At 49.2% G+C, this 13826-nt stretch carries 16 protein-coding genes and 1 pseudogene; 16 read left to right on the top strand and 1 reads right to left on the bottom strand.

Features of this window, described 5'->3' with window-relative positions; all coding sequences use genetic code 11:
• Window position 1: 1 nt before the first annotated feature.
• The 9 genes and pseudogenes from pilM to AYW79_RS15520 form a co-directional block, all read left to right on the top strand.
• Window positions 2-940, top strand: coding sequence for a type IV pilus biogenesis protein PilM (gene pilM / locus AYW79_RS07905; RefSeq protein WP_143216150.1), 939 nt, complete (start codon window positions 2-4; stop codon window positions 938-940).
• Complete coding sequence (locus tag AYW79_RS07900) at window positions 937-1464, top strand: PilN domain-containing protein (protein WP_067564201.1); 528 nt, start codon at window positions 937-939, stop codon at window positions 1462-1464. The genes pilM and AYW79_RS07900 overlap by 4 nt, the downstream gene beginning before the upstream one ends.
• Window positions 1461-2006 carry a hypothetical protein gene (locus AYW79_RS07895; protein ID WP_067564198.1) on the top strand — a complete coding sequence of 182 codons (546 nt, stop codon included), beginning with the start codon at window positions 1461-1463 and terminating at the stop codon, window positions 2004-2006. The genes AYW79_RS07900 and AYW79_RS07895 overlap by 4 nt, the downstream gene beginning before the upstream one ends.
• A complete protein-coding gene (locus AYW79_RS07890; protein WP_067564196.1) occupies window positions 1996-2430 on the top strand; it encodes a type IV pilus modification PilV family protein in 435 nt (144 codons plus the stop codon). Before AYW79_RS07895 ends, AYW79_RS07890 begins: the two co-directional genes overlap by 11 nt.
• Window positions 2427-2966 (top strand): hypothetical protein, encoded by a 540-nt coding sequence (locus AYW79_RS07885; protein WP_067564193.1) that lies wholly within the window; start codon window positions 2427-2429, stop codon window positions 2964-2966. Before AYW79_RS07890 ends, AYW79_RS07885 begins: the two co-directional genes overlap by 4 nt.
• Window positions 2967-4436 (top strand): hypothetical protein, encoded by a 1470-nt coding sequence (locus AYW79_RS07880; RefSeq protein WP_067564190.1) that lies wholly within the window; start codon window positions 2967-2969, stop codon window positions 4434-4436.
• Between the two features lie 129 nt (window positions 4437-4565).
• Window positions 4566-5558, top strand: coding sequence for a 3D domain-containing protein (locus AYW79_RS07875; RefSeq protein ID WP_067953043.1), 993 nt, complete (start codon window positions 4566-4568; stop codon window positions 5556-5558).
• A gap of 21 nt (window positions 5559-5579) precedes the next feature.
• Window positions 5580-5738, top strand: a complete 159-nt coding sequence (locus AYW79_RS15525) for a thioredoxin domain-containing protein (protein WP_156481826.1) — start codon at window positions 5580-5582, stop codon at window positions 5736-5738.
• Window positions 5739-5750: 12 nt separating this feature from the next.
• Window positions 5751-5984 (top strand): annotated as a pseudogene (locus AYW79_RS15520) (monothiol bacilliredoxin BrxC family protein); the annotation flags it as partial.
• A gap of 85 nt (window positions 5985-6069) precedes the next feature.
• On the opposite strand, the gene AYW79_RS07870 reads toward AYW79_RS15520, so the two are convergent.
• Window positions 6070-7227 carry a cation:proton antiporter gene (locus tag AYW79_RS07870; protein ID WP_067564185.1) on the bottom strand — a complete coding sequence of 386 codons (1158 nt, stop codon included), beginning with the start codon at window positions 7225-7227 and terminating at the stop codon, window positions 6070-6072.
• 147 nt (window positions 7228-7374) lie between these two features.
• Here AYW79_RS07870 and AYW79_RS07865 point away from each other — a divergent pair, with 147 nt between their 5' ends.
• From AYW79_RS07865 to AYW79_RS07835, 7 genes are all read left to right on the top strand, one after another.
• Entirely contained in the window at window positions 7375-8343 is a 969-nt protein-coding gene (locus tag AYW79_RS07865) for a hypothetical protein (protein ID WP_067564183.1), read from the top strand.
• A gap of 173 nt (window positions 8344-8516) precedes the next feature.
• Window positions 8517-9116, top strand: a complete 600-nt coding sequence (locus AYW79_RS07860) for a Maf family protein (protein ID WP_067564180.1) — start codon at window positions 8517-8519, stop codon at window positions 9114-9116.
• A complete protein-coding gene (gene radC, locus AYW79_RS07855; protein WP_079290208.1) occupies window positions 9113-9838 on the top strand; it encodes a RadC family protein in 726 nt (241 codons plus the stop codon). Before AYW79_RS07860 ends, radC begins: the two co-directional genes overlap by 4 nt.
• Window positions 9839-9859: 21 nt before the next feature.
• On the top strand, window positions 9860-10894 hold the full coding sequence (locus tag AYW79_RS07850; RefSeq protein WP_067564177.1) for a rod shape-determining protein: 1035 nt from the start codon (window positions 9860-9862) through the stop codon (window positions 10892-10894).
• A gap of 25 nt (window positions 10895-10919) precedes the next feature.
• Window positions 10920-11780 (top strand): rod shape-determining protein MreC, encoded by an 861-nt coding sequence (mreC, locus tag AYW79_RS07845; RefSeq protein WP_067564174.1) that lies wholly within the window; start codon window positions 10920-10922, stop codon window positions 11778-11780.
• Window positions 11777-12298: a rod shape-determining protein MreD gene (gene mreD, locus AYW79_RS07840; protein ID WP_067564171.1), complete on the top strand. Its 522-nt coding sequence runs from the start codon at window positions 11777-11779 to the stop codon at window positions 12296-12298. Before mreC ends, mreD begins: the two co-directional genes overlap by 4 nt.
• Before the next feature lie 85 nt (window positions 12299-12383).
• Window positions 12384-13826 (top strand): peptidoglycan D,D-transpeptidase FtsI family protein (locus AYW79_RS07835; RefSeq protein ID WP_067564169.1); only part of this gene is annotated, 1443 nt, incomplete at its 3' end.

Below are 13826 nucleotides of genomic sequence, written 5' to 3'. Positions count from 1 at the left end.
CATGGCAAGGACGCGAGTAGGTTTGTACCTTGAAGCGCGTAGCTTTCGGTGGACAGCCATTAGGCACACGCGAAGCAATGTAACGCGGCTAGGAAGTAACGAACAAAGAAATAGCGAAGACATCGATGAGACATCGGGAGATTCAACACAGACCCGAGATTTGGGTAAGGTGATGAAGGGGAACGGTTTTCAGGGCGTAAAAACGGTAATTGGTCTTGCAAATCACCAGTTTATCGTACGCTATGTGACGGTTCCCACCGTTCCTGATCAGTACCTCAAATCGATGATCCAAAATGAGTTGGGTCTTTCGATTCATCTGCCGTTTGAGGATGCCCTGTTTGACGCGGTTGTAGTTCCTCCACTCACGGAGATCGATCCGAAGTTGACGGCAATCAGTTTGATCGCTGCGCCACGCGAACACGTCAACCGGGCGGTCGAATTGGCAAAACGCGCACAGTTGCAGCCGATTGCGGTTGATATTCCGCCTCTCGCTCTGTATCGCTTAATCTCAAAAACCTGTGTTGAACCATGTTTTTATACGTTGATTCACGTCGAAAAAGAAGATTTATCGATCAGCATTTTTCGACAGGGATTTCTCTACTTTTATCGAAATTTAGAACTTGTAAGTGACGTGCAAACAGATTTCTCTTCCACTCAATTTGCACAAATGCTCACTTCTGAGATTGAGCGTATTTTAAATTTTTTCCAAATGTCGTTTCCCGGTTTATTTTTACAAAAAAATGTATATCTTTTCTATTCTCAGCTCCACGTGCACGATCTGTTCAAACAAATACTGACGAACCGTGGCGAATCGACGTTTTACGATTTATCAGCGTACAGGAAAAGCGAATCGTCGAATGATTTTCGACAAATCATGAATCAAACACCGGTGTCAGAGTTTGTTTCGCTTGGCCTCGCAATCAAGGAGGGCGTGCGTTGAATATCAACCTTCTCCCGCGGCGAACAATGTGGGAGCGTTCGCGATACCTTGTGAACAGTGTGCTAATTACCCTATTGCTAGGTGTTTCGGCAATCGCCGCAGCGGTGACCGTAATCGATCAATCACAACTAACCACAGAGCAACAAACGCTGAAATCCATTCGTTTTCAGCAATCCGCTCTTCTTCAAGAGCAAAATGCTTTAAACGGAAAACTGCAAATGTATGTCGCAAATTCTCAATTGGCTCAGTCTGTTGGTTCACAGTGGATGGTTCAGAGGCTCATCTCGGAAGTAATGAGTATCCTTCCGGCGGGGACAAGTTTGAGCACACTGTCCTTAAATGGGAACACGCTGATCATCTCAGGAAATGCATTAACGCTTTTGGAAATTGCCCAATTCGAATTAAAACTCAATACCCTGCGCTCGATTCAGTCAACGTTTACGCAATCGGTAACATCTCTTCAGTCTTCCGGTTTTTCATTCACAATGACGGTTCAAGTCAAGGGAGGTGCGGTTCTTCTGTGATCCTACGTAATCGATCAACGCGCAATCTTATTTTTGTGTTCATCATCATGGCACTCTTACTCGGTATTTATAGCTTGACACAGATGCGCGTAACTCATAATGATCAGATGATTACAGCCCTTCAGAGTCAGGTTGAGATTCTATCTGTACAAGTCGCTCAGCAGAGCCAATTGCTGAAACAGGATCGTCAATCAGGCGGGCTCGAAAAACGTTTGGAAACAGGAAATGCGCAGACAACCTGGCTGCAGCTTTTTCACAAAATTGCCGGAGAGACCCACGCGCATATCTTGAATGTGTCGTTTTCTACGACATCGAGCGCACCAATCTCATCAGCGAACGCTGGGTTTTCCGGAGCATCGGCTGCCGTGTCTGATCTCGCGATGCAATTATCTCTCGCAGGACAGCGCTCACAACTTCTACAGTTTATTCAAGACGTGCAAATGGCACCGTGGATTACCGGAATTTCATCGGTAAATCTATCCCTTTCAGCGAACGGCGCTTCTCAATTGAATTTTACGTGTGTTGTGCCCTATGCAGCTTAAGCGAGATGTTTGTGGTCGCAAAACGGCGAGCGTACCATTGCGTCAAGATGGACTCACGCTGCTGGAAACATTGGCGAGTGTTGTCGTACTTGCGATTTTTTCTACGGTGCTTCTCATGGTTCTTTCCTCTTTTCTTTTTTATGAACACTTGTCTGTGCAAGAACAGCAGGCGTCGATGCTCGCCAATCAACAATTTACCGTTATGGCACAACAAGGAGCGCTTGTTACACTGAATACAACTGAACCAAAGACGCTAATGTACGACGGAACGACATACCATCTTTCTCTGTTAAACCTTACGTCGACAGAACCTCGCTATGCAAACGGATTAGTAGATGTGGAGGTGACCGTCTCGTGGGTGACAACATTTCGTGGAACCGATGTCACAGAAAGGGTAACATTAAAACAACTTTTTACAAGATGATCGACCATCAGAAGATCGCCGATTTTCATCTTCTTGACGGTTTAGAGCGTGGGACGACGCTGCTTGAACTCCTTGCTGCACTCGTCATTTCGACTGTGATTCTGGGTTTTATCATCTATATTTTTTCATTTGAAACCGCTAGTTTCAACGAAGTCGTATCTCGACAACACGTCTATACAAGCCTGGAATTAGTGGAGACTGATCTGCAACAATTCGTTCAAAACATGACCTTCGGATCAGCACATGTGAACGCTTCGGGTGTATTGATAGGCACTGATGTCTATGGTGACACGGTGGATCTTCAATTGATTCGATTGCCTGATGGACAGAACACATTTCAAGAGACCGCATTCAATTCATCTGGAGTGCAAATCAAACGTGTGACGTGGAATACCCCGTATGTAAATTTTCGGAATTCATCGATGACAGTTCAACAAAATATCGTCGTTTTTCACCTGAATGCGACGGCAATTGGCACTTCAGAGGCGTTTCATGTGATGCAAAACGTGCAATATGTGGCAGGGGGTGGGTATTAGATGGATCGTTCAACGTATCACGAAGAAGGATCGACCTTTTTGGCAGTACTCGTTTCGATCGTCATGTTAACCGTTCTCTTGACCGCGTTTTTCGGTCTGACAGTTCAACAGATGATGTATTCAAATCAATTGAAGAACCATGAACAAGCGCTATCGAATGCGCGCAGTGGATATCTATCAGCGTATCACGAATTGCAAACATTGTGGAATGCGGTGTCAACAAACGGTAATTTTCCATCCCTATCTGTCGCGCGCGCAAACCTTCTGGCGGTTGAGTCGACATGGATGAGTTGGGCGAGTCAGATCAACACGGAGCAACGTGAATTTCATCTAACCATCGCCTATGGACCACGCTCACTTTCAGCAAACGTATCTTCTGTCATCTTTGACCAGATGGAGCTTAAGGTGACAGGGTATTCTGGCAATATGTCAAATACGTTACAAGGCACGGTTTCCTTTTCTGGAATGCTCCCTTCGCTCGATGATGTAATCTATACGCCAGGCAACCTGAACATCACTGGGGGACCGGAATTAGAAGGAAATGTGGCAGTGGGAGGTACACTGTATTTAAAGCAAAGTATGTCGTCTGCTTTGCCGTACCTAGCTGCTCCGTACTCCCTCGCGGTGGGCAAGCAAGTGGATTTATTAAATGAAGCGATAGAGGTTCCTCTTTCAGTATCAACCCTCCCAAAGTATTTTGCAGGGGTCACGCAGGTGAATTCATTTCCATCCTTTTCTCCACCGTCCGTTTTATCTATCATTCAACAGGAAGCAGCCAAACTTACTTCGGAAGCTGATGTACTTTATCTGGGACACGCACACGAGGTATCGAATTCATTGCGTGATCGGTTTATTGTATCATCCGACGGAGTGAAAACACGCTCTCGCAAGTTTACGATCGATCAGCCCTTGTATGTGCAAGGCAACCTTATCATTTCCAAAGGGACGACGGTAACCTTTCGCAAACCGATCTATGTCACTGGAAAACTCATCGTACAAGGCAACTTAAATGCAGACGACGCTATTTTTGTAAACGGCAGTAGCGATTTTTCGAATCTCGCACAACGTGGTAATGATCAGGGCAACACTGTACGTCTCGAACTTTTTTCGAACGGATCTATTAAAATCTCGCCAACGCGTGTTAAACGTAAAGGCGATGAATCGGCTATCATTCTTCACGCCTTCTTCGCGAGCGCGTCCACAGTTTCCATCACCAATGCATCAGGCAAGTTTTCTCTCTATGGTGGCATTGAAGCGCAGAATGTCATCCTAGAAGCTGGAGCTAAACAGCGTCATGGCGTGTTTTCTCACGATGGGGGGACTACCATTAACCATACTCGCGATGCGAGTCCATCGAGAAATCTTGTCTTGGTGTACGACCGTCGATTTGTAACGAATCCTGTCACAGGCACATCGCAGTTTTCGACATTGATTTTGCAACCGATGGCTCAACCTGCACTCTTGCCGTAGTGGTTTCCAAATTAAACCATTGTGCTCTTTTCAGTCTATCGCTATACTACGAATTGTCTTTAGGGCAGTTGGCGCTGTCAAATGCAATACCCTTTTCCGTAGCCACACTACTGGAAAAGAGGTGTTTCAGTGCAGAAGTTCCGCCGAATGCGGTTAGGTATCGCCACCACGTGCGCCGCGCTTTTAGCGCTTGGCGTGACGACGGGGATGAGCCCTTACCGATCGGTGACCGTGTCCGTGGATGGAAAAATGACGACGGGCGGCACGTATGCCACTGAGTCTGTTGCGAAGTATCTCGCATCCCAACACGTTCATGTAGCCGATTATGATTTGGTTGAACCAGCAAGAGCGACACTCCTTCAAAACGGAATGAAGATCGTTGTCGTCAGGGCGTTGCCGATTCTCCTGACCGTTGGGAATCACCGTCCTACAGTCGTCCATACGTTAGTACATAACGTAGGCGACTTGCTTCACGAACTGAGGATAGAACTGGGACCCGAGGATTCAGTCAGCGTTCCTCTCCGTGCTCCACTAACACGAGGCATGAAGGTTCGTATTATCCGCGGGCGTTCGGTTGTTCAGTCGATGATGCAGTCGATTGCCTACACGACCGTTCGTCAATCGAGCAACAATTTTGTCACTGGCACGAATGTGGTAGCGCGCCGTGGACAAAAAGGGTTGGACAAAGTGATTGTAACCAAGTATTTTCGCAACAACCGTTTGGTGCGCAGTGTACGTCACCTCAGGGTCGTAAGAAGACCCGTTTCTGAACTCATCGAGGTTGGTTCGGCGCAACCGACGCCGACGCCAGCTCCTGTCGTGAGTTCGCGCAGCAACTCTTCGCTTGTGACAAGTCAAGTCGTCACCATGATTGCCACTGCCTACTCCAATCCAGGTGGTACAACCGCTACGGGTCAACCAGCTGGGTATGGGGATATCGCCGTAGATCCAAGCATCATTCCACTCGGAACGAAACTTTATATTCCGGGGTATGGCTATGGTGTAGCCGATGATACGGGCGGTGCTATTCAGGGGTATCGCATTGATCTGTGTTTTAACTCTGTCTCTCAGGCGATCGATTATGGTCGTCAGGTCGTTCAAGTGTATATTCTCGGTAAGTAGGGGGATATCAAGAGACAGTGCATGCAGATTCAGACAGCGCCGCAAGACGGAGGGAGCCACGAGGCTCCCCTGATTTTTTATGGAGTGAAATCGATGATTGAAATTGAGACGCGTGATGCGTTAACTGCGATCGCGGAAAATTCAGATTTGATGCTTCTTTTTAAACACAGTACAACCTGACCCGTTAGCGCGGCAGCGTTCGGTCAGGTGACCGAATACGGGAAACATGCGAGTATCCCCATTGCAATGGTTAAAGTCATCGAGTCACGCTCGCTCTCGCTCGCTCTCGCGGATGAACTCGGTGTGAGACACGCATCACCCCAAGTGATTTTAATTAAACGTGGAAAAGCGATATGGCATACGTCACACTATAAAATTACGGACGCGTCCATAACGACTGCAATTGCAAACGGTGAAAAGGCTTAAGTGACAATCCAGATGAAGAGAGTACAAAAAGGGATCATCGCACATTTGGATGTTCCCTTTTTGTATTCGCGTGTGGGAATCACACTCAGAGATTTTGAAGGCTAAAAGCGAGTGGGGCCAGAATGACGGTTGCAAGCGCTGTGAGCAATAAAGTCGCTTCTTCGGTTTGGCCAATCAGATGTGCGTGTGCGGCGAGTGCCGCAACGGCAATCACGAGCGTAAAGCGTGTGGAGAGCAGCGTTCCTGCCGCAAATGTTTCACGCCATGTGAATTGGAAGCGCATGCTGAGTGAACCGATGATTTTGACGGCGAATGCGAGAAGGAGATAGAGTGGAAGATGACTGGCTACACGGTCGATACGCGCGTGTGTCAGGGTGAGAGACATTCCGGTTGAGATGAAGAAAAAGGGCAGGAAAAGGGAATAGCCAAGCGTCTCAAGTCGACTGCGAAGCGCATTGTGCTGATCACCCGCAAGCCATGAACCTACAAGACCTGCCGTAAATCCGGCAAGAATCGATTCTGCGCCGATGACGCGCGCGGTCGCACCGCAAACCATGACAATGGCGAGTGCGCCACGCATGCCAAACGCACCGCGTCGCGCCATGGGAACGCGACTGCGCATGCCACGTAAAAACATGCGACTCGCGAAATAGAGAAGGAATCCCAAACTTGTCATGGTGATCAATTGCATGGGAATGCTAAACGCGGATGATCGCGTTGGCAGCGCGATGCCGATCAGTGTCGCAGTCGCAATGTCTGCGGTGACCGCTGTAAGGAGAATTAATTGTCCGAATCGTGATGCTGAAAGTCCACGTTCGTGTAGGACTGGCACCAGAATGCCGAGGGATGTCGTTGCAAAGATAAATGAGCTGAGCAGGGGATCGGATGACCACCCGAGATGAATAAGCAGTTGCCCTGCAAGAATCGAGAGTGCGGCCGTCTGTGCAAACATCGAAAATATGAGTAGATAGGGGACGCGTGCCGTTTGTGGGGTTCCTTTTTGCGGCGGCCGTATTTCTAGCCCTGCTAAAAACATGAGATAGAGTAATCCGAGCGAAGAGGCGTCGTGAAACCAAGAGGGGATAGGAAGTGTGTGCAATCCTGATTTGCCAAGAAAGATGCCGAGCAACAACTCCAGGACGGCGGTCGGCAGACGGAGTTTCGGAAACAGTGCGGTAAACGTCGATGCAGCGATGGCTATCATGCAAATCAGGGAGAACAGGACAAAAGGTTCCGTGCGCATTCGAAACCTCCTTATGAGTTTTTACGTCTATAGGACAGGCGTCTCTTCTCTCAATTCTATGCGTTTCAATCTCCCTTCCATGCCATTCATAGATTCACGAAATCAGCCATAGACTCTAGCAATGACAAAACACTAAGGTGATCGATGATGGCACGGTGGACCTATGTAAAGACGCGGGATGGGCGATTTGAAAAGATGCGAGAAACGTCGCAGAATTCTATGGAACACGCGATTCGTGAAGTGGCAACGGCGGCCTCTTCTTTGACTTTTGATCGCCGTCGCGTCAGGAAAAGTGCGATGGATTCTCGCTTAAACGCGCGCAAAAAAACGCGCAGATCAAAAGGACCAAACGCTGCGCGTGGCGCGACGCAAACGTTTGGTGATGTCATGATGTACGCGCTTGCGATTGGGCTTTTTCTTGGCGCGCTTTTGACGGCGCTTCTACACAGCCTACCAGTGAGCAAAGCGCAAGCAAACGCTCAGGAACTTACGCAGTCCCTCTCTTCTGTTTGGATTAAAGAGGCGGTAGCGACGCATTCGTTTATCTTGCCGAATGTGTCAGTCTATCTCTATCAGTCAGGATTGTACGGAAATCATGCGCGTGCACAGTCGGCTGTCAGTGATCTTGCACAAAGTGGTGTGCAAGCTGTCATGGGGAGTCTGAAGCCCGTTCCGGTTTATGTGGGGATGACGCTCGCAAATCCGAAGGGCACGCCGTTTTCGAGTTATTTAAATGATCGCGAGGTACCGTTTTATGTGAGTGAATCCACCCTTCCACAGAGAACTGTGCGAGCCGGACAGATTTCTACAAATTTGCTGTCACGAACCGAAGAATTGTTGGTACTCGATGTCGATCTTATGCTTTCACTTGCGCAACGACCTGCCTTGCATCATCAAACCTTGCTTGATTTGACACATCAAATCAAACGAGATCTTGCATACTTAAAATCAGGTGCCAATCTCCCTCTTGCTTTTAAGCGACAACTGTTCAGTTTTCAGCAGGCGGTGTGGGAAGCGGTGGATGCGCCAGGACAAGCAGGAATCTATCATCAGGAACTCGTGATTGAGAAACTGGCAAAAGCGTATGTTCGCTATCAGCAAATTGCATCATTCTAGCAGGGGACTAGGAGGGTGCACGAAAAAATGAGCGCGTGAGAGTAGAAAGTATCATTTTGTGAAATTGATTAAAACTCACACGGTACATATCAGATGGATCCGATTGGAGTGTTCGTGTCGTGTCTCATCTTTTATACTAAAGACAAAACCGAATGTTTCAGGAGGATGCCTGTTTGGACCGAATTCTTTTGGCTTCAACCTCACCAAGACGAACGCACTTGTTAGCACAGATGGGTATCGTACACGAAGTTGTGGCGCCTGACTATGAAGAAAAACATTCTACGCTACTGCCGCCTCAGGAGCTCGTGATGAAGCTTGCGCATGGAAAAGCAGCAAGTGTCGCTGTGAAGCACACGGACTGCATTGTATTGGGGGCAGATACGCTCGTCTTTTATGAGAATCAGCCGCTTGGAAAACCATCGTCTGCTGATGAAGCGAAGGCGATGCTGCGCAAATTGGCTGGAAAGACGCATGATGTGTATACAGGTGTAGCGCTTGTTCATGAGAATGCCAATCGTAGCGTGAGTGACTTTAGGCACGTGCGCGTCACGATGCGCATGCTGCGCGATGAAGAGATTGCGTGGTATGTTAAAACGGGTGAGCCGATGGATAAAGCGGGGGCCTACAGCATTCAGGGAATCGGTGCGCCATTTATTACGGAAATCCACGGAGATTTTTACGCTGTGGTCGGGTTGCCGCTCGCATTGACCTTCGATCTGTTTGCAAGGTTAGAAATTTCTAATCTTCTCCTACAGAGGGGGAATGTCGAATGACCGAGCGTAGAGCGCAAGAACGTGGTACACTGATGATGGATCGGCCGCTTGCCGAGCGACCACGAGAACGAATGGTGCAACGTGGCGCGCAGTCGCTGTCGACAAGCGAACTTCTAGCCCTTCTCTTGGGGACAGGACGGCGCGGTGTGTCCGCTCTAGATCTAGCGGATGATCTTCTTTCAAAAATGGGAGGGCTTCGAGAACTCTTGGAAGCGGACGTTCGCGAATTGCGTCAAATCCCAGGCGTTGGCCATGCAAAAGCGCTTGCCGTCCTTGCGGCGATTGAATTGGGGCGCAGGGTTTCTGCACTCGGAGGTGAAGCGATCGTAAAGATTGGCTCACCAAAGGATGCGGCAGATTATGTAATGGACAAGCTGCGCTTCCTCAAAAAGGAACATTTTTTTACGATACACCTCGACACGAAGCATCAAATCATCGGAGAAGAGACGGTGTCTGTAGGGTCCTTGAACGCTTCGATTGTTCATCCGCGCGAAATTTTCAAAACACCTTTGCGCCGCAGCGCGGCAGCGATTATCTGCGCACATAACCATCCTTCAGGTGACCCGACGCCGAGTCCTGAGGATATCAGTGTGACGCAACGTTTGGTTCGCGCGGGTACCATTCTTGGGATCGAAGTTTTGGATCATATTGTCATCGGTGACAAACGATATATAAGCTTGCGTGAACGTGGTTTCATGGACGCAGCGATTGAAATGGAATAGAAAAAGGAGCGTTTAATCAGGATGTTTGGTAATTTGCGGGATATGGGCATTGACCTTGGCACGGCGAATACACTTGTTTATATGAAAGGGCGAGGCATCGTGTTGCGCGAGCCGTCAGTCGTCGCGATGCGTACAGATACAGGCGGTATTCGCGCCGTGGGTGAAGAGGCAAAAAAAATGATTGGACGCACGCCTGGCAACATTGTGGCGGTACGTCCGATGAAAGATGGCGTCATCGCAGACTTTGAGACGACGACGACGATGCTTAAATACTTTATTCGTCAAGCGCTCAAGAAAAAATCAGTTTTTGCGGGAAAACCAAGGGTTATTGTGTGCGTTCCGTCTGGAATTACGGCGGTCGAAAACCGTGCTGTACTGGATGCAACACTGCAGGCAGGTGCACGCGAGGCGCTAACCATTGAGGAACCGATGGCCGCTGCAATCGGTGCAGGGTTGCCGGTTGGAGAGCCGACAGGGAGTATGGTCGTCGACATTGGTGGCGGAACGACAGAGGTCGCAATCATATCGCTTGGCGGAATTGTCACCAGCCGCTCCATTCGCGTAGCAGGTGACGAGATGGATGAGGCGATCATGAATCACATCAAGCGCACCTACAACTTGATGGTGGGTGAACGCACCGCGGAAGAATTGAAAATTTCAATTGGATCGGCGCTAGAACACGAAGCTGGAGAAGAGATCGATATTCGCGGACGCGATTTGGTATCCGGACTCCCCAAAACGGTGACTATTACTGCACAAGAGATGGCAAGCGCACTTCATGATACGGTGGCGAGTATTCTTGAGGCAGTTAAAGTTACGCTTGAAAAATCGCCGCCAGAACTCGCGGCTGATATCATGGATCGCGGCATCGTTCTGACTGGCGGTGGAGCGCTTCTTCGCAACCTTGACCGCCATTTGGCGCGAGAGACAGGAATGCCCGTTTTTGTCGCGGATAATCCACTGGATTGTGTAGCCATTGGTACCGGCAAGGCTCTCGACAATATCGAAATGTTGCGCGATCGCCGGGCGTATGGCCAACGTAGACGGGCCAGATAACCGAGGGTAAGGGAGAGGCGCGGTCGTGGGTAGACTTTTTTCGGGTGGTCGACTGCTCGGCTTTCTTGCCGGACTGATCGTCTTGTTTATTGTTGCGGCAGTCACACTTCATAATCGGGCGTTTCGCTCATCGTGGCCTGAACGTGCTGTACGCGATGTGACGTCCATTGTGAGTGAGTGGCTTTATACGCCGACGTTTCAAGTGGAAACCTTTTTTTCACGCATTAAAAATTTGACGGCGCTTTATCAGGAAAATAGCGCATTGCAAGCGTTAGCTGCTAAAGATGCGACACTCCAGATTTCTCTCGATCAAATCAAACAGGCGAACGTTCAACTTCAGCAAATGGTGGGATATCGCTCGACGAATCCACAATACAAATTGATTGCGGCCCGTGTGACGGGACGCAGTCCACTCACGTGGGATTCTGATATCACCATTTCTGTAGGAAGAGATGCAGGTGTTGCGCGTGATATGCCTGTTCTGAACCAGAATGGGGCGTTGGTAGGCAGAGTAACTTCCGCCTCGAATCTGAGCAGCGTCGTTTCACTGCTCACTTCAAGCGCAAGCGCAGACGGCGTTTCCGCGAGTATTATCAATGGCAAACAAGCCACGTTTGGAATTGTATCGGGCAATGCGGCTGCGCCAAATGATCTGCTGATGCAGTTTATCTCGCAGATGTCAACTACGGCCCATGTCGGGGATCTTGTTGTCACTTCAGGGTTGTCTACGATGTATCCGCGTGGCATCTTGATTGGAAAGGTTCAATCTTTTCAACTCGATGGAACAGGGATTACGAAATCTGCAGTGATTGCTCCTGCCGCTAACTTTAATGCGATTGATTACGTGTTTGTTCTTGTTCCGGGAGCGGGACAGGTGATTCCATGAGGTCAACCCTTCTTTTCGTGGCGTTATTCTTGAGTTTGGTTTTAGAATCGACGGTTTTTCGCGCGCCCATTCTCTCCGAGTATGCGCCAAACCTTGTCGTCATCGGTCTTGTCATGACAGGCCTCTTGCGAACACCTCGTATGGGCCTGTTGTTTGGGCTTGGCATTGGTTTGATTCAAGATATTGACTATGGACGTTTTCTTGGTGAAACTGCATTTGCGTATGCGTTGATCGGTTATTTGGCAGGCTATTTTAGGCATCTGGTATTGCGAGAGAGTGCACTGCTTGCCATTTTGGTGACAGGGCTTGCGTCTGAGTTGTTTGCGTGGGTCACGTATGGAGAGGCCAGACTCTTGGAGGCGTCAGGGACGACGCTACACGAAGTGATTCGCAGTTCCAGCAAGACGTCACTCGTTTCCATGGTTGTCGTTTTACTTCTTTATGCACCATATCGAAAGGCTTTTCTAAAGAAAAAGAAGGTCAGTTATAATGATGCGACTGCTGACGGTGCATCTTGAATCGGACTGAACTCTTTTGTACATCCTCTAAACGAGTTTTATGGGACTGGGTGGGAACGGGAATCCCTTCACAGGTGAAGCATGCATGGATCGAGATGCAAAAGACGATGAAAAGTGGGCAGAGTGTCAACGACGGTTTCGCGCACTATGGATTCTCATCATCGTGCCTGCCGTAATAGTAGTCTTTCGTCTCGGGGATATGCAGTGTCGCAGGAGTGCGGAATATCTCGCGGCGGGTGCGCGCAATCGCGTTGACACCTTTTCAACGCCTGCACCGCGTGGCAGAATCATGGATGCAATGGGCCATGTTATGGCTTATGACACACCGTCGTTTAGTGTGATTTACGCCAGGTCGGATCGCCCCATCGATGCGGTTGCAAAAAGGTTGTCGCGCGTTTTGCGAGTTCCGCGTACAGAACTCACTCGTCTTCTCAAGGAGGATGGGACGGGGAGTGTTCACACACTGGTTGCCAGTCGTGTGTCTGCGCGTGCGGTTTCTTACATCCGCGAACATCAATCCGAATTGCCCGGTGTGCGCATCGTATCAGACTCGATTCGCAATTATCCTGACGCGGATACTGCCTGCCACATACTCGGGTATATTAATGCTATCCCGCGACACCGCATCGAACAATTGGTGACGAAGGAACATTTCCCGCCGTCTACTCGCGTTGGCTGGGCTGGCGTTGAAGGGTACTATGACAATGCATTGCGAGGGAAGCCTGGACGCATCGTGATGGAGGTGGACAGTCGCAATGTCCCTTTGCATGCACTTCCAGATTGTCACGATGCGAGTAAAGGCGCGGATCTTGTCCTGACGTTGAGCCACACCTACGAAAGAACCGTTCAAAATCTACTCGCGGCGCAAGTGCACTATTTAAAAGCTCACGGGCATCGCGGCATCGATCACGCCATGGCGATCGCGATGAATCCCCAAGATGGTTCAATTCTTGCGCTCGCCAGTTATCCGTATTACAAGCCCCAGTGGTTTTCTCAAGGAATCTCTTATCAAACGTATCAAAACGGATTTGCACCGGCCGAGCGAAATTGGGTCACACAAGCGCCAATTGCTCCTGGTTCTACAATGAAACCGTTAACAGCACTCTTTGCGTATAATCAGCACGCGATCACGTTAAAAGAAACGATTGACTGCAACGGTGCGCTAAAACTTCCGAATACGGATGGCACGACCATTCGCTGTTGGACGCGCCACGATCCACTCGATATGGCGCACGCAATTGCAGAATCATGTGACGTATATTTTTATCAAGCAAGTTTGCGGTACGGCCGGTGGCCGCCACGCGGCAATGAAAGAACATCCACATGGCTTAAAACGGATCGTCCACAGACGCTTCATCGACTAGAGCAATACAGTCGAGGGTTCGGTCTCGGAACAGGGACAGGCATAGATTTGCCTGAAGAAGAAATCGGATATCTCAACGATAGTTCGCTTCAGTTGACCGATCTGCCTTATACGGCAATCGGGCAAAACGAGGTGTATACACCGCTCGAATTGGCAGTGTATACG

Origin of the sequence: Ferroacidibacillus organovorans, from assembly GCF_001642725.1 — a bacterium.
Lineage (GTDB): Bacteria > Bacillota > Bacilli > Alicyclobacillales > SLC66 > Ferroacidibacillus > Ferroacidibacillus organovorans.
This window is presented reverse-complemented; position numbering and strand designations above follow the sequence as displayed.